Here is a 15,210-nt window from a genome sequence, read left to right as displayed (position 1 = left end):
TACGGATACGAAAAGCCGCATGACAAGGCCAAACTTCGGGAGCTCCGCATGAACCCAACAGGTCTTTCCCCTGCTGCCGGCGTGGCGCCGGCCATCCCGCACCTCGCCATCGACCCTTTCTCGTATGAATTCTTCGACGATCCCTATCCCGCGCATCAGGAGATGCGCGAGGCCGGCCCCGTCGTCCATCTGGACGCGTGGAACGTCTACGGCGTCGCCCGCTACGCCGAGGTCTATGCCGTTCTCAACGATCCCCAGACGTTCTGCTCCAGCCGCGGCGTGGGCTTGAGCGACTTCGCCAAGGAGAAGCCGTGGCGGCCGCCGAGCCTGATCCTCGAGGCGGATCCGTCGGCGCATACGCGCACCCGCGCCGTGCTGAGCAAGGTGCTGTCGCCGGCTGTCATGAAGCGGCTGCGCGACGGCTTCATGGCCGCGGCCGAGGCCAAGGTCGACGAGCTCGTAGGCCGTGGCTCGTTCGACGCGATCCCCGATCTCGCCGAGGCCTATCCGCTGTCGGTGTTTCCCGATGCGCTCGGGCTGAAGCCGGAGGGGCGCGAGCATCTCATTCCCTATGCGAGCCTGGTGTTCAACGCGTTCGGTCCGCCGAATGAGCTGCGCCAGCAGGCGATCGAGCGCTCGGCGCCGCACCAGGCCTATGTCACGGAGCAGTGCCAGCGCGACAATCTCGCGCCCGGCGGCTTCGGTTCCTGCATCCATGCCTTCAGCGACAGCGGCGAGATCACGCCGGCTGAGGCGCCGTTGCTGGTGCGCTCGCTGCTGTCGGCCGGCCTCGACACCACCGTCTATGGCATCGGCGCCGCGGTGTATTGCCTGGCGCGCTTCCCCGATCAATGGGCGCGGCTGCGCGCCGATCCGTCGCTGGCGCGCAACGCGTTCGAGGAGGCCGTGCGGTTCGAAAGCCCGGTGCAGACCTTCTTCCGCACCACCACGCGTGACGTCGAACTCGGCGGCGTCACGATTCCCGAAGGCGAGAAGGTGCTGATGTTCTTAGGTAGCGCCAATCGCGACCCGCGCCGCTGGGAGCAGCCCGACGCCTACGACGTCACCCGAAAAGTCTCCGGCCATGTCGGCTTCGGCTCGGGCATCCACATGTGCGTCGGCCAGCTCGTCGCGCGGCTCGAAGGCGAGGCGGTGCTGACGGCGCTCGCACGCAAGGTCGGGAGCATCACGATGAGCGGCGAGCCGAAGCGCCGCTACAACAACACGCTGCGCGGGCTGGAGAGCCTGCCGGTCACCTTTACTCCAGCCTGAGCTGTACCATGACCACGATCACCTTCATCCATCCCGACAACCGCAGCGAAAGCGTGGAGGCCGAGGACGGCGCCAGCGTCATGCTGGCGGCGCTGACCCACGGCATCGACGGCATCGTCGCCGAATGCGGCGGCAACGCCGTCTGCGCCACCTGCCACGTCTATGTCGACGGCGCCTGGACCGGCAAGCTCGATCCCGTGTCCGACGATGAGGATGCGCTGCTGGACGGCACCGCCGCCGAGCGAAGGCCGAACAGCCGGCTGTCCTGCCAGATCAAGGTGCAGCCGGCGCTGGCCGGACTGGTGGTGCGCATTCCGGATCGGCAGAGCTGATTTCGCAACTGGAGACGATCTCCAGTCGCAACGACAACAATCAAACAAGCAACACACGGGGAAGGACATCATGAAGCAGCTGAATTCGTGCGCGCTGGCGCTGGTCGCAATATTCTGCCTTGCAGGCGCGGCGCGGGCCGGCGAGATCTCGGACAATGTCGTACGCGTCGGCGTGCTCAACGATATTTCCGGCATCTTCCAGGACACCAACGGCATGGGCTCGGTCGAGGCCGCGCGCATGGCGGCGGAGGATTTCAACGGTGGCGGTAAAGGCATCAAGGTCGAGATCGTCTATGCCGATCACCAGAACAAGGCCGATGTCGGCTCGGCGATCACGCGCAAATGGCTCGATGTCGACAAGGTCGATGCCGTCGTCGACGTGCCCAACTCGGCCGTGGGCCTCACCGTCAACGAGCTGCTGCGCAAAAGCCGCATGACGTTCCTAGCCTCGTCCACCGCCAGCTCCGATCTGACCGGCAAGGCGTGCTCGCCCAATACGATCCAGTGGGTCAACGACGCCTGGGCGACCGGCAACACCACGGCAGCCGCGATGATGGGCCGCGGTGGCAAGGACTGGTACTTCATCACGGTCAACTACGCGCTCGGCCAGGGCATCGAGGCGGAGGCCACCAACTACATCGAGAAGCACGGCGGCAAGGTGCTCGGCTCGGCCAAGCATCCGCTCGGCACGACGGACTTCGCCTCGTTCCTGCTGCAGGCGCAGGGCTCGAAGGCCAAGGTGATCGGGCTGGCGAATGCCGGCGGCGACACCATCAATGCGGTCAAGCAGGCGTCCGAGTTCGGCATTCAGCAGGGCGGCCAGTCGCTGGTCGCGTTCCTGCTGTTCATCAACGACATCCATGGCATGGGCCTGAAGGCGGCGCAGGGCCTGCAACTGCTCGAGGCCTTCTACTGGGACATGGACGACGACACCCGCGCTTTCGCCAAGCGTTTCGCGGCGCGCCCCGGCATGAACGGCAAGATGCCGAGCGGCAACCAGGCCGGCGTCTACGCCTCGACGCTTGCCTATCTCAATGCGGTTGCGGCCACCGGCAGTGACGATGCCAAGGACGTCGTGCCGCAGATGAAGACGGTGAAGGGCAAGGACAAGCTGTTCGGCGATGTGACGATCCGGGCCGACGGCCGCGTGATCCACCCGATGTATCTGTTCGAGGTCAAGAAGCCGGAGGAGTCGAAATATCCTTACGACTACTATCGTCTGGTCTCGACGATTCCGGCCGAGCAGGCGTTCCGGCCGATTGCGGACGGTGGTTGCGCGCTGGTGAAGTGACGCTCGTTGCGAGTGATACCGAGAGTATCGCAGCCGGCCGTGTCAGGCTGACGCGGCCGGTTCTGCTGTGCTGCGGTATCCTTAACAGGCACTATAGTTCTTGCCTTTGTCCGTTTCCGGGAATTATGGTGCATAGATCGACGGCGCGCAGGATGAGCACCGCGCGACGGATGCTGCGGCGAAACGCCGCCGCTGGTCGTGCTACTGCGTGCCGGCGACGAAACAACGATAAGAACGATTTGCTTGAGGGGAGGGAAGACCATGAAGAGGTTCTGGCTGGCAGGCGCCGCGGCGCTGCTGTTTTCGAGCACGGCCTTCGCCGGCGACACCATCAAGATCGGCTTCGTCTCGACGTTCAGCGGTCCGACCGCCGTGATCGGCAACGACATGCGAAATTCGTTCGAGCTCGCGCTCGACCATCTCGGCCGCAAGATCGACGGCAAACCGGTCGAGGTGATCTACGAGGACGACCAGCAGAAGCCTGACGTCGGCAAGCAGAAGACCGAGAAGCTGGTGCAGTCCGACAAGGTCGACTTCATCGTCGGCTACATCTGGTCGAACGTGCTGCTGGCGTCGCTGAAGACCGCGGTGGATTCCCAGACCTTTCTGATCTCGGCCAATGCCGGCCCGTCGCAGCTCGCCGGTGAATTGTGCTCGCCTTACGTGTTCTCGACCTCCTGGCAGAACGACCAGACGCCCGCCGCGATGGGCCTCTACATGAACCAGAAGGGCGTCAAGTCGGTGTTTCTGATCGGCCCGAACTATGCGGCCGGCAAGGACATGCTGGCGGGCGTGAAGAGCACCTTCAAGGGCCAGGTCGTCGGTGAGGAATACACGGTGTGGCCGAGCCAGCTCGACTTTTCCGCCGAGCTCTCCAAGGCGCGCGCCTCGGGCGCCGAATCCATCTTCGTGTTCTATCCCGGCGCTGCCGGCGTGCAATTCCTCAATCAATATTCGCAGGCCGGCCTCAAGGAGAAGATGCCGCTCTACACCGCCTTCACCGTCGACGAATTGTCGCTGCCGCTGCAGAAGGACAATGCGATCGGCGTGCCCGGCGCCCAGGAATGGGTCAACGACCTGCCGAACGAGCAGAACAAGAAGTTCGTCGCCGACTACCGCAAGAAATACACCGGCCTGCGTCCGACCTATTACGGCGCCCAGGCCTATGATGCGGCGCAGCTGATCAACAGCGCCGTGGTTGCGGTCAAGGGCGACACGTCCAAGAAGGACGCGATGAAGGCCGAGATGGAGAAGGCCAACTTCAAGTCGCTGCGCGGCTCCTTCAAGTTCGGCAACAACCACATCCCGATCCAGAACTTCTACCTGCAGGACGTGGTCAAGGACGCCGACGGCCAGCTGTCGCTGAAGATGGTCGCCACCATCGTCGAGAACGACCAGGACCGCTTCCACGACAAGTGCCCGATGAAGTGAGCGGAAAGAATTCCGAGCCAGGGACGAAACAGGCCTGGAATTTGCTTGAAGCTTAAAACATCTCCGGCCTAAGATCGGGACGGACATGGCGGCAGCGCCTGGAACGGGTTCTGCCGCCGTCTTTTTGAGCGTGAAGTGAGGGGCATGCTTCTCGTCGTCGAACAATTCCTGAACGGGCTGCAGTTCGGACTGCTGCTGTTCCTGCTGGCCGCCGGCCTGACGCTGGTGTTCGGCATCATGGACCTCGTCAACCTCGCCCACGGCTCGCTCTACATGATGGGCGCCTATTTCGCGGCGACCTTCGTGGCCTGGACCGGCAGCTTCGTGCTCGGCGCGGTCATGGCGCTCGGTGCCACGCTTCTGCTCGGCATCGTGCTCGAATTCACGGCACTACGCCATCTCTATGGGCGCGACCATCTCGACCACGTGCTCGCGACGTTCGGCCTGATCCTGTTCTTCAACGAGGCCGTCCGGCTGATCTGGGGCCCGGCGGGACTGGCGCTGCCGCTGCCGTCCTGGCTCGCCTTCCCGGTCACGATCCTGCCCGGCATCCAATATCCGGCCTATCGGCTTGCGATCATCGTCGTGGCGTTGCTGGTGGCGCTTCTGCTCTATCTCGGCGTGATGAGGACGCGGATCGGCATGCTGATCCGCGCAGGCGCCTCCAACCGCGAGATGATCGGCGCGCTCGGCATCAACATCAAGCTGCTCTACACGTTGGTGTTCGGCCTCGGCGCCGCGCTCGCCGGCCTCGCCGGGCTCATGCAGGCGCCGATCCTCACGGTGCAGATCGGCATGGGCGAGAACATCCTGATTCTCGCCTTCGTGGTGATCGTGATCGGCGGCATCGGCTCGATCCGCGGCGCCTTCATCGCGGCGATCATGATCGGCCTGATCGATACCATGGGCCGCGCCTTTCTGCCCAATCTGCTGCGCCAGGTCCTGAACTCGGCCGCGGCCTCCACTGCGGCGCCGGCGATGTCGTCGATGCTGATCTACCTCCTGATGGCGATCGTGCTGGTGGCGCGGCCTGAAGGTCTGTTTCCGGCCAACCGCAGATGAAATCCTCGCTCAACGTTTCGACCATCGTGGCCGTCATCGTCGTGGCCGGCCTGGTGCTGCTGCCGGTCTATTCGAACCTCTCCGGCAACATCTTCATCCTCACGCTGTTCACCCGCATCGTGATCCTGGCGCTGGCGGCCGTCAGCCTCAACCTGATCATGGGCTATGGCGGCATGATGAGCTTCGGCCATGCCGCCTATCTCGGCATCGGCGGCTACGCCGTCGGCATCCTGGCGCAGGAGGGCATCGGCTCCGGCTATGCCCAGTTCGCGGTCGCCATCGCGGTTTCTGCGCTCTATGCGCTGGTCATCGGTGCGCTCTCCTTGCGTACCCGCGGCGTGTATTTCATCATGATCACGCTGGCCTTTGCGCAGATGGCCTACTACGTCGCGTCCGGCCTCGCCCGTTACGGCGGGGATGACGGGCTCACCGTCTACAAGCGCAGCGATTTCGGTGGCCTCATCAATCTCGGCAACCGCGTGCAGTTCTATTATCTCTGCCTGTTCTGCCTGCTCGCCGTCGTCGTGCTGGTCTGGCGCATCGTCAATTCGCGCTTTGGTCTCGTGCTGCAGGGCCTGCGTTCCAACGAGCAGCGCATGCAGGCGATCGGCTTCCCGTCGAAGCGCTACAAGCTGGCCTGCTTCGTCATCGCCGGCATGCTGTGCGGGCTGTCCGGCGCGCTGCTCGCCAACAACACCGATTTCGTCAGCCCTGCCGTGATGTACTGGACCCGCTCCGGCGACCTCATGGTGATGGTCATCCTCGGCGGCATGGGCACCCTGATGGGGCCAGTCGTCGGCTCGGTGGTGTTCCTGGTGCTGGAAGAGGTGCTGTCGCAGATCACCGAATATTGGGCGCTGATCATGGGGCCGCTGCTGCTCCTGATCGTGCTGTTCGGCCGCGGCGGCATCATGGGCATGCTCGGGAGGTTGAACCGTGGCTGAACCTCTGCTTCGCGTCGACAATCTCGTGCGCCGGTTCGGCGGCATCGTCGCGACTGATCACGTCTGTCTCGACGTTGCCAAGGGCGAGATCCACGCCATCATCGGGCCGAACGGCGCCGGCAAGACCACGCTGATCAGCCAGCTCACCGGCCACCTGGCGCCGCATGCGGGTCGCATTTTCTTAGGGGGCCGCGACATCTCGCATTTCCCCGCCTATAAGCGCAGCGCGCTGGGGCTGGCGCGTTCGTTCCAGATCACCTCGCTGCTGACGGACTTCACCGCAGCCGACAATGTCGCGCTTGCGGCGCAAGCCCATGACGGCAAGCACTCGTTCCGTTTCTTCGCCGCCGCGCGCAAGGACAAGCCGCTGCGTGCCGCCGCGCACGCCGCGCTGGAGCGCGTCGGTCTCGGCCATCGCGCCGATGTGCTGGTGTCGAAGCTAAGCCATGGCGAGCAGCGCGAGCTGGAGCTCGCGGTCGCGCTCGCGACCAAGCCGCAGCTCCTGCTGCTCGACGAGCCGATGGCCGGCCTGGGGGTGACCGAGTCGCAGCGCATGGTGAAGCTGCTGAACGAGCTGCGCAAGGAAGTGTCGATCGTGCTGGTCGAGCATGACATGGAGGCGGTGTTCGCGCTCGCCGACCGCATCTCGGTCCTCGTCTATGGTCGCATCATCGCCTCGGGCAAGCCGGACGAGATCCGGCAGAACGAGGAGGTCAAGCGCGCCTATCTCGGCGATCAGCACGTGGTGGTCGGCCATGGTTGATCTGGGGACAAGCGCCATGCTGCTCGAGGTCGACGGCATCGAGACCTGTTACGGCCTGAGCCAGGTCCTGTTCGGCCTGTCGTTGGCGATCCGTCCCGGCGAGATGGTCTCGCTGATGGGCCGCAACGGCATGGGCAAGACCACCACGATCCGCTCGATCATGGGTCTCACCCAGGCGCGCGCCGGCCTGATCCGCTTCAGCGGTCAGGAGACACGAAAGCTGCCGTCCTACAGGATCGCTCAGCTCGGCATCGGCCTGGTGCCGGAGGGACGGCAGATCTTTCCGAATCTGACCGTCACCGAGAATCTCGTGGCGGCCTCGACCAACCGGCTCGGCGCGTCCGATCCCTGGACGCTCGACAAGATCCACGCGCTGTTTCCGCGGCTCGCCGAACGCGGCAGCAACATGGGCAACCAGCTCTCCGGCGGCGAGCAGCAGATGCTGGCGATCGGCCGCGCCCTGATGACCAACCCGAAACTCCTCATTCTCGACGAGGCGACCGAGGGTCTGGCGCCGTTGATCCGAGAGGAGATCTGGAACTGCCTGTCGCTGCTGAAATCGCGCGGGCAGTCGATCCTGGTGATCGACAAGAATGTCGGACATCTGACCCGCATCTGCGACCGCCACTACATCATCGAGCGTGGCCGCACCGTGTGGCACGGCACGTCGGAGCAACTGATGGCCGAGCCGGAGCTGCAGCACCGCTATCTGGGTATTTGAGGGCGGCGCGCTGCCGGCTATTCCGACGTGGATGCGGATTGACTCAAATCAAGATCGCGTCGGGCGTTGGGCGTAGATTTTGATTGCTGCCCCGACATGCGCTGATTTTTCGCCTTGAGGCGCGGCTTGGACGGGATTATTTTTCCAGGGTAGTAGTTTGTTTTTCCTTTTATCAGAGGTTGAACAAATGCGTGCACCTCGTATTCGAATCGAATCACCACAGAAGGCCGTGGCCGGCCTGCGCGGCTTCTGGTCTGTTCATTCTGACCTTGAGACGGGGCTGTGTCTCGCCTTCATGCTGATCGTCGGAATCATCGTGAAAATGACGCCGCCACTCTAGACCTCAGCGATGGAACGGGATGTACTTCTGGTACTCCTTCGGCACCCGGCTGCGATAGCGTGACGGCACCGTGCCGCTGCGCAGGGAGTCCTCGACTTCCTTGCGCGTGCTGGTCCTCGTCCGCGTCTTCTTCGGCGCGGTCGCCTCGCTGGCCGGCTTGGCGTCGCCGGGTTTCTCGGCCGAGGCGGCTGGTGCGGGAGTGGCTGTCGGCGTGGGGCTTGCGGCGGGAGCAGGTTGCGCCGGCGCATCGGGAGCGGGCGCGCTCTGCGCGAAGGCTGCATCGGCGGCGAGGCTGAGAGCCAGAATGGTTGCCAATGCGATCCCGGAAGACCTGATCATATCAACGAGACTCCAAGTCACTGCGACTGACGTGCCTGCCTGATGATGTCGCCCCCGTGCACCGGACGGTTCATGCTGTCGTTGCATGACCGGCGTCGGCTGACGCGCCACATCGCCCAAGAAGAATTCTGAGTGCCTGATTTTTGAGCACAGCGTGCCGCCGGTTCCGTTGAATCGCAAGCATTTTTCCTGGCATGCGGATTGCTCCCCTTGTTGATCAGAGTTGGCAGCTAGGGTTCCGGTTCTCCATCGAGAATGCTGGTCCGAGAGCAGCCGCCAGGGGAGAGCCCTGGTGCACGGCGGGATAAAAACCCGGGAGACCTCAGTGGCCGCGCTTGGCAGGCACGAGGTTCTTCATGCCAGTCCGCGGTCAGAAAACCGATGAGGGACTGGACATGGGAAAAGCGCGAAATCTGTTTGTTGCACTGCTCGCTGCATCGACGCTGGCGACCGCATCGCTGTCGCCCGCGTCAGCTGAGAAGAAGAAGGAATTCAATATCGCCTGGACGATCTATGTCGGCTGGATGCCGTGGCCGTATGCGGCCGAGTCCGGCATCGTCAAGAAATGGGCCGACAAATACGGCATCTCGATCAAGGTCACCCAGATCAACGACTACGTCGAGTCGATCAACCAGTACACCGCCGGCAAGTTCGACGGCGTCACCGTCACCAACATGGATGCGCTGACCATCCCCGCTGCCGGCGGCGTCGACACGTCGGCCATCATCATGGGCGACTATTCCAACGGCAATGACGGCGTCGTGCTGAAGAAAGGCAAGACGCTGGCCGACATCAAGGGCCAGAAGGTCAACCTCGTCGAGCTCTCGGTGTCGCACTATCTGCTGGCGCGCGGCCTCGAGACCGTGAAGCTGTCCGAGAAGAACATCAAGACCGTCAACACCTCCGACGCCGACATCGTCGCCGCTGCGAAGTCGCCCGACACCACCGCGGTCGTGACCTGGAATCCGCAACTCCTGGAGGTGAAGGCCGAGCCGGGTGCAACGCTGGTGTTCGACTCCAGCAAGATCCCCGGCGAGATCGAGGATCTCCTGGTCGTGAACAGTGCGACGCTCAAGGACAATCCCGAGCTCGGCAAGGCGCTGACCGGCATCTGGTACGAGACCATCGCGCTGATGAAGGACCAGAGCGAGAAGGGCAAGGCCGCGCGCGAGGCGATGGCCAAGCTGTCGGGCACCGATCTCGCCGGTTTCGAGGCCCAGCTCAAGACCACGTTCATGTACTATGAGCCGAAGGACGCGCTCGCCTTCATGACCGGACCGGAGCTGCCGAAGATCATGGATCTCGTGCGCACCTTCTGCTTCGATCACAATCTGCTTGGCGAGAAGGTGAAGTCGAAGGACGCGGTCGGCATCTCCACGCCAACGAAGGCGCTGGGCTCGGCCAGCAACGTGAAGCTGCGCTTCGATCCGACCTTCATGAAGATGGCGGCCGAAGGAAAGCTCTGACCGTGTTCCCGCCGGGCAACCAGTGTCTCCCCTCATCCTGAGGAGCTTGCGCGAGCGCAAGCGTCTCGAAGAATGACGCCCGGATCGGGGCCTCATGGTTCGAGACGGCGCTGGCGCGCCTCCTTTCAATGAGGAATGACGGAGTCTGTCGATGCCGCGTGCCATGAACGTCGTTCCGAACCGGGGCAGCCGGCTGTTGCTGGCCCTGTTGCCGTTCCTGCTGATCGCGCTGATCTACGTGGTCGGGTCGGCGCAGCGGCGCGCGGACAATCCCGACGACAAGCTGCTGCCGCCGGTCTCCGAGATGGTCGCGACCTCCAAGCGGCTCGCGACCGAGCCTGATCGCCGCTCCGGCGACTACGTGCTGTGGTCCGACACGGCGGCGAGCCTGCAGCGCCTCGCGCTCGGGCTCGGCATCGCGGCGGTGATCGGGCTCGTGCTCGGACTCGCCATCGGATTGCTGCCGGTGGCCGGCGCCGGCTTCGGCACGCTGGTCGCGGTGCTGTCGATGATCCCGCCGATGGCGGTGCTGCCGGTTCTGTTCATCGTGTTCGGTCTCGGCGAATTGTCCAAGGTGGTGCTGATCGTCATCGGCGTCACGCCGACGCTGGTGCGCGATCTCTCACTCGAGGTGCAGGCCATGCCGCGCGAGCAGCTGATCAAGGCGCAAACGCTCGGCGGCTCGACCTGGCAGGTCGCGATCCGTGTCGTGCTGCCGCAGATCATGCCGCGCCTGATCAAGTGCCTGCGGCTGATGATCGGCCCGGCGTTCCTGTTCCTGATCTCGGCGGAGGCCATCGCCTCCGACGTCGGGCTCGGCTACCGCATCTTCCTGGTCAGGCGCTATCTGTCGATGGACGTGATCTTGCCCTATGTCGTCTGGATCACGCTGCTCGCCTATCTGTTCGACCTGGCCTTGGTGTGGATCGGCCGGCGCGCGTTCCCCTGGGCATATGACGGCGGAGCGCGCTGATGAGCACGCTGTCGTTCCGGAATGTCTGGGTCGAATACGGCAACCAGGTGGTGCTCGAACGCATCAATCTCGAGATCGCCTCCGGTACGTTCCTGTCGATCGTCGGTCCTTCCGGCGCGGGCAAGAGCACCTTTCTGCGTCTGATCCTCGGCCAGGAGAAGCCGACGCAAGGCGCCGTGCTGCTCGACGGCCAGCCTTTCCCGGCCGAGCCGGGGCCGGACCGCGGCATCGTGTTCCAGCGCTACTCGGTGTTTCCGCATCTGACCGTGCTCGGCAACGTGCTGCTCGGCTATGAGCTCGCCGCCTGCCCGTTCACGGCGCGGCTGTTCGGGTCGGCGCGCAAGGAGGCGATGGAGAAGAGCCTCGCGCTGATCGAGGCCGTCGGCCTGGCCGAGCATCGCGACAAATATCCAAGCGCATTGTCCGGCGGCATGCAGCAGCGCCTGGCGATTGCGCAGGCACTGGCGAAGCAGCCGCGCGTGCTGCTGCTCGATGAGCCCTTCGGCGCGCTCGATCCCGGCACCCGCGCCCAGATGCATTCGCTGATCAAGCCGCTGTGGCGCGAGCACAACATGACCATCGTGATGGTCACCCACGACATCAAGGAGGCGTTCGGCCTCGCCACGCGGCTGATCGCACTCGACCGGCCGCGCAAGGATCCGCAGGCGCCGGAGCGGTTCGGCGCGCGCATCACCTACGACCTCGATCTCACCCGCGACAGCGCCGTGCCCGTGCTCGGTTTCATCCGCGCCAGCGTGCAGGCGGCGCAATAGTCAGTTCAAGAAACGTCGAAAGAAACGAAGGAGAGTTTTCATGTCATTCCCATCGATGCGCCGGTCACGCCGTGCCGGCTTGCAGCCGCAGCGCCAGAGCATGCGCCGCCACCATCCGGACTTCGACAAGATGGCCACCCAAGGCTGGCAGGCGCTGGAGGCCGAAGGCAAGCTGCCCAGCAATGGTTGGCGCAAGGAGCGGCAATGGGCGCTCGACATGGGCCTGCCCGGCGCCGACAGCCTGACCGATCGCGAGATCCCGACCTTTGCGCGCGGTGAGCTGCCGCATTTCGCCGGGATCAACACCTTCATGAAGGCGCCCTATGTCGAGAACGTCCGTGACGTCGCCAAATACGACGCTGCCGTGATCGGCATTCCCTTCGATTCCGGCACCACCTATCGCCCCGGCACCCGCTTCGGGCCGCAGGGCATCCGCCGCATCTCCGCGCTCTACACGCCCTACAACTACGAGCTCGGGGTCGACCTGCGCGAGCAGATGACCCTGTGCGATGCCGGCGACGTCTTCACCATTCCCGCCAACCTCGAAAAGAGCTTCGACCAGATCAGCCGCGGCGTCGCGCATGTGTTCTCGTCCGGAGCGCTGCCGATCATGCTCGGCGGCGACCATTCGATCGGCTTCCCCTGCGTGCGCGGCATCGCTGAGTGTACCGACAAGCGCATCGGCATCATTCATTTCGACCGCCACATCGACATCCAGGAGAAGGATCTCGACGAGCGCATGCACACCACGCCCTGGTACTGGGCGACCAATTTGCCGAACGTGTCGCCGACCAACCTGGTGCAGCTCGGCATCGGCGGCTGGCAGGTGCCGCGCGAGGGTGTCGAGGTCGCGCGCAAGCGCAACACCAACGTCCTCACCATCGCGGACATCGAGAAGATCGGCCTGGAGAAGACGGCGGAGATCGCGCTCGAGCTGGCCTGGAAGGATGCCGACGCGGTCTACATCTCGTTCGACGTCGACTCCATCGATTGCGGCTTCGTGCCCGGCACCGGTTGGCCCGAGCCCGGCGGCTTCCTGCCGCGCGAGGCGCTCAAGCTGCTCGGCCTCGTCGCCGCCGAGGGGCTGTGCGGGCTCGAAGTGGTCGAAGTCTCGCCGCCCTACGACACCTCTGATATCACCGCGCTGATCGGCGTCCGCGTCGTCGTCGAGGCGCTGGGCTCGATGGTCGCCCATGGCAAGCTCGGCAGCCACAAGCACATCATCAACAAGCCGGTCAGCTATTGAGGCCTGCGATGCGACATCACCACCACCACCACGGCGATCACCACCATGATCATGGCCATCCGCATGATCACGACCATCATCATGACCATCCGCCGCACGGCCCCGGGCACAACCATCCGCACGGGCGCACACCGGTGCAGTGGCAGACGCCGCACCAGCCCGAGGGCGCCAAGCCGGCCGCCATCGTCGAGCCCGACCTCGACAAGGTCGAGGCCGCCTTCGTCGACGGTTTCATCGCCGCCCCCGATCCGACCAGCTTCCTGCGGCTGGCGCGCGTCCCGTTCGAGATCCTGCGCGACGGCGCCAGCCTCAAGCTGCTGCGGGTGGAGATCGATGCGCTGACCGATGTCGGCAGCCTGACGCCGCATCTCGGCGGCGGCACCTTCCGCTACGATCCGCTGCCGTCGAACTTCATCTCACGCCGCCGCCGGCTGCGCTTTGTCTATTTCGACGGCACCGGCCTGTTGCCGCTGACCTATGCGGAGCTGCGGGAGATCGAGTGACCAGCTCAGAACTCAAGGCAGCGGCGTTCGCTTGAGCGCCGCTGCAAGCGCCTCGAAGCGACCGGTGACTTCCGGCAGCACGAATGCGCGCACGGTCGAGGCCGCGGCGACGCCGATCACCAGCACGATGACATATTGAGCGGCGAGCAGCAGCGTGACGCGCCGGAGCCAGTGCGATCGCGGGCGCTCGGCGGTGCGCGCCGCGACCGGCGGCGGCGCATCGGGGGCGATCAGCCAGTCGTCGTGCTCTTGCGAGGATTCGGACATTTGCTCAGTGCCCCGAGAGCAATTGCTCGAGGCGCGATTTGAGCTGCCTGTTGGCGCGCTCCTGCAGGCGCAAGGCGCGCGCCGTTTCGAGATCGATCACCTCGCCATCGTCGTGATGGAAGGCGAGGCCGGCGCCCGCGCCGTCGCGCCACACCATCTGCGCCGGTCGTGACCATCCGCGCCGTTCGATGCCGATCTCGACGCGGTCCGGCAGCAGCACGCTGCCCTCGAGCTCGACCTTGACGCCGCGGTGGTTGAAATTGCGCACGACGCAGGCCAGCGTCGAGCAGCCTGAATTGAAGGTCAGCACGCCGCCATAGTAGACGCGCTGGCGAGCCTCACGACGACGATTTTGCATCCCACGTCCTCCAATGACTTAACGATTGATTAATCAATCGGAGGGTGTGTGGCGAGTCTCGCCGGTATTGAAATGTGGGTGGTGGTTAATGCGTACCGGGCGCTTGCGGCGCGATCGAAGTCGCACGACGTCTCACGCCCGCGCGAACATCCGGGCGTCGCCCGTCAGCACCGGCTGCACGGCATCGCTCAGCCGCACAGCGGCTGCCTCGACCGACAGCCCCGCCGTATCGACCACCGCATTGGCCCTTGCGTACAGCGGCTCGCGGCTCGCCAGGATGTTGCGCAGCTCGGCCATCGCCGAGCGGTCGTCGGCCATCGGGCGCAGGTCACCTTGTTTGCGCACACGCCCCATGTGCTCCTCCGGCTCGGCCTTGAGCCAGATGGTGTAGAACGAGGTCAGGATCAGGTCGAAGGTGACCGGCTCGGAGACGATGCCGCCGCCGGTCGCCAGCACCATCGGCTCCTTGCGCGCGAGCAGTTGCACCAGGGCGGCCTGCTCCATCCGGCGAAAGCCTTCCTGGCCGTAGAGCGCGATGATCTCGGCAACCGAAAGCCCGTTCTGCCGCTCGATCTCCTTGTTCAGCTCGACGAAGCTCCAGCCGATCCGCTCCGCCAGCATCTTGCCCAGCGTCGACTTGCCGGCGCCGCGCAGGCCGATCAGCGCAATGCCTGAGAACGCACGCCGCAATGGCGCCGATGCGCTGCCGGCAAGCAGCTCCTTGACCTCCGCGATCTGGCTCGGGGTCGCCTTCTTCAGGAGATCGCGAATAACCGGCCAGTCCGGCGATGGCTCGCCGCCGGGGATGATGTCGTCGAGCGGCGCGTTGATCGCATTGGCGATCCGGCGCAGCAGCACGATCGAGACATTGCCCTTGCCGCTCTCGAGCTGGGCGATGTAGCGCTCGGAAATCCCGGAGACCTCGGCCAGCACCTTGCGAGACATGCCGGCGAGGCCGCGCATCCGCCGCACCCGCTGGCCCAGCTGGTCGAGGAAATCGGTCTCGGCCGCGGACTGGCCGTCGTCGCGCGGGGCATCGCTGTGTGGCGTCATATCCCTGAGGTACTCTTTTGACCAGGAAACATAATGCCGAGGAGGATTGACAGCAAGCGACGTTGATGGCCTTGTA

General features: G+C 64.6%; 17 protein-coding genes and 1 riboswitch. Of the genes, 13 read left to right on the top strand and 4 right to left on the bottom strand.

Translation table 11 applies throughout. The features are described from left to right. Nucleotides 1–48: 48 nt before the first annotated feature. The 8 genes from QX070_RS28830 (at nt 49) to QX070_RS28795 (ending at nt 7,816) form a co-directional block, all read left to right on the top strand. On the top strand, nt 49–1,272 hold the full coding sequence (locus QX070_RS28830; RefSeq protein WP_315740538.1) for a cytochrome P450: 1,224 nt from the start codon (nt 49–51) through the stop codon (nt 1,270–1,272). Between the two features lie 8 nt (nt 1,273–1,280). Next, nucleotides 1,281–1,604, top strand: coding sequence for a 2Fe-2S iron-sulfur cluster-binding protein (locus QX070_RS28825; RefSeq protein WP_315740537.1), 324 nt, complete (start codon nt 1,281–1,283; stop codon nt 1,602–1,604). A gap of 70 nt (nt 1,605–1,674) precedes the next feature. Continuing rightward, entirely contained in the window at nt 1,675–2,895 is a 1,221-nt protein-coding gene (locus QX070_RS28820; RefSeq protein WP_315740536.1) for an ABC transporter substrate-binding protein, read from the top strand. A 261-nt stretch (nt 2,896–3,156) separates the two neighbouring features. Beyond that, on the top strand, nt 3,157–4,326 hold the full coding sequence (locus QX070_RS28815; RefSeq protein WP_315740535.1) for an ABC transporter substrate-binding protein: 1,170 nt from the start codon (nt 3,157–3,159) through the stop codon (nt 4,324–4,326). Nucleotides 4,327–4,470: 144 nt separating this feature from the next. Beyond that, a complete protein-coding gene (locus QX070_RS28810; RefSeq protein ID WP_315740534.1) occupies nt 4,471–5,388 on the top strand; it encodes a branched-chain amino acid ABC transporter permease in 918 nt (305 codons plus the stop codon). After that, on the top strand, nt 5,385–6,332 hold the full coding sequence (locus tag QX070_RS28805; protein ID WP_315740533.1) for a branched-chain amino acid ABC transporter permease: 948 nt from the start codon (nt 5,385–5,387) through the stop codon (nt 6,330–6,332). The genes QX070_RS28810 and QX070_RS28805 overlap by 4 nt, the downstream gene beginning before the upstream one ends. Next, nucleotides 6,325–7,095: an ABC transporter ATP-binding protein gene (locus QX070_RS28800; RefSeq protein WP_315740532.1), complete on the top strand. Its 771-nt coding sequence runs from the start codon at nt 6,325–6,327 to the stop codon at nt 7,093–7,095. Before QX070_RS28805 ends, QX070_RS28800 begins: the two co-directional genes overlap by 8 nt. A 16-nt stretch (nt 7,096–7,111) precedes the next feature. After that, complete coding sequence (locus tag QX070_RS28795) at nt 7,112–7,816, top strand: ABC transporter ATP-binding protein (protein WP_315740627.1); 705 nt, start codon at nt 7,112–7,114, stop codon at nt 7,814–7,816. 343 nt (nt 7,817–8,159) lie between these two features. Here QX070_RS28795 and QX070_RS28790 read toward each other — a convergent pair whose 3' ends face one another. Beyond that, nucleotides 8,160–8,495, bottom strand: coding sequence for a hypothetical protein (locus QX070_RS28790; protein ID WP_315740531.1), 336 nt, complete (start codon nt 8,493–8,495; stop codon nt 8,160–8,162). A 219-nt stretch (nt 8,496–8,714) separates the two neighbouring features. After that, nucleotides 8,715–8,816, top strand: a riboswitch (guanidine-I (ykkC/yxkD leader). A 74-nt stretch (nt 8,817–8,890) separates the two neighbouring features. Between QX070_RS28790 and QX070_RS28785 the strand changes: the two genes are divergently transcribed. From QX070_RS28785 to QX070_RS28765, 5 genes are all read left to right on the top strand, one after another. After that, nucleotides 8,891–9,961: a putative urea ABC transporter substrate-binding protein gene (locus QX070_RS28785; protein ID WP_315740530.1), complete on the top strand. Its 1,071-nt coding sequence runs from the start codon at nt 8,891–8,893 to the stop codon at nt 9,959–9,961. A gap of 151 nt (nt 9,962–10,112) precedes the next feature. Beyond that, entirely contained in the window at nt 10,113–10,934 is an 822-nt protein-coding gene (locus QX070_RS28780; protein WP_315740529.1) for an ABC transporter permease, read from the top strand. Beyond that, complete coding sequence (locus QX070_RS28775; protein ID WP_315740528.1) at nt 10,934–11,707, top strand: ABC transporter ATP-binding protein; 774 nt, start codon at nt 10,934–10,936, stop codon at nt 11,705–11,707. Before QX070_RS28780 ends, QX070_RS28775 begins: the two co-directional genes overlap by 1 nt. Before the next feature lie 40 nt (nt 11,708–11,747). Continuing rightward, the gene (locus QX070_RS28770) at nt 11,748–12,953 is read left to right on the top strand and encodes an agmatinase family protein (protein ID WP_315740527.1); all 1,206 of its coding nucleotides are present in this window, start codon (nt 11,748–11,750) and stop codon (nt 12,951–12,953) included. A 134-nt stretch (nt 12,954–13,087) separates the two neighbouring features. Then, on the top strand, nt 13,088–13,456 hold the full coding sequence (locus QX070_RS28765) for a hypothetical protein (RefSeq protein WP_315740626.1): 369 nt from the start codon (nt 13,088–13,090) through the stop codon (nt 13,454–13,456). Nucleotides 13,457–13,468: 12 nt separating this feature from the next. Here QX070_RS28765 and QX070_RS28760 read toward each other — a convergent pair whose 3' ends face one another. The 3 genes from QX070_RS28760 to QX070_RS28750 form a co-directional block, all read right to left on the bottom strand. Further along, nucleotides 13,469–13,723, bottom strand: coding sequence for a hypothetical protein (locus QX070_RS28760; RefSeq protein WP_315740526.1), 255 nt, complete (start codon nt 13,721–13,723; stop codon nt 13,469–13,471). Between the two features lie 4 nt (nt 13,724–13,727). Further along, complete coding sequence (locus QX070_RS28755; protein WP_315740525.1) at nt 13,728–14,081, bottom strand: PilZ domain-containing protein; 354 nt, start codon at nt 14,079–14,081, stop codon at nt 13,728–13,730. A gap of 132 nt (nt 14,082–14,213) precedes the next feature. Beyond that, nucleotides 14,214–15,134: a helix-turn-helix transcriptional regulator gene (locus QX070_RS28750; RefSeq protein WP_315740524.1), complete on the bottom strand. Its 921-nt coding sequence runs from the start codon at nt 15,132–15,134 to the stop codon at nt 14,214–14,216. Between the last annotated feature and the right edge of the window lie 76 nt (nt 15,135–15,210).

It is taken from the genome of Bradyrhizobium sp. SZCCHNR1093 (assembly GCF_032381175.1).
In the GTDB taxonomy this organism is placed as follows: domain Bacteria; phylum Pseudomonadota; class Alphaproteobacteria; order Rhizobiales; family Xanthobacteraceae; genus Bradyrhizobium.
The sequence above is the reverse complement of the archived record's forward strand: the minus strand, read 5'-3'. Positions and strand labels throughout refer to the sequence as shown.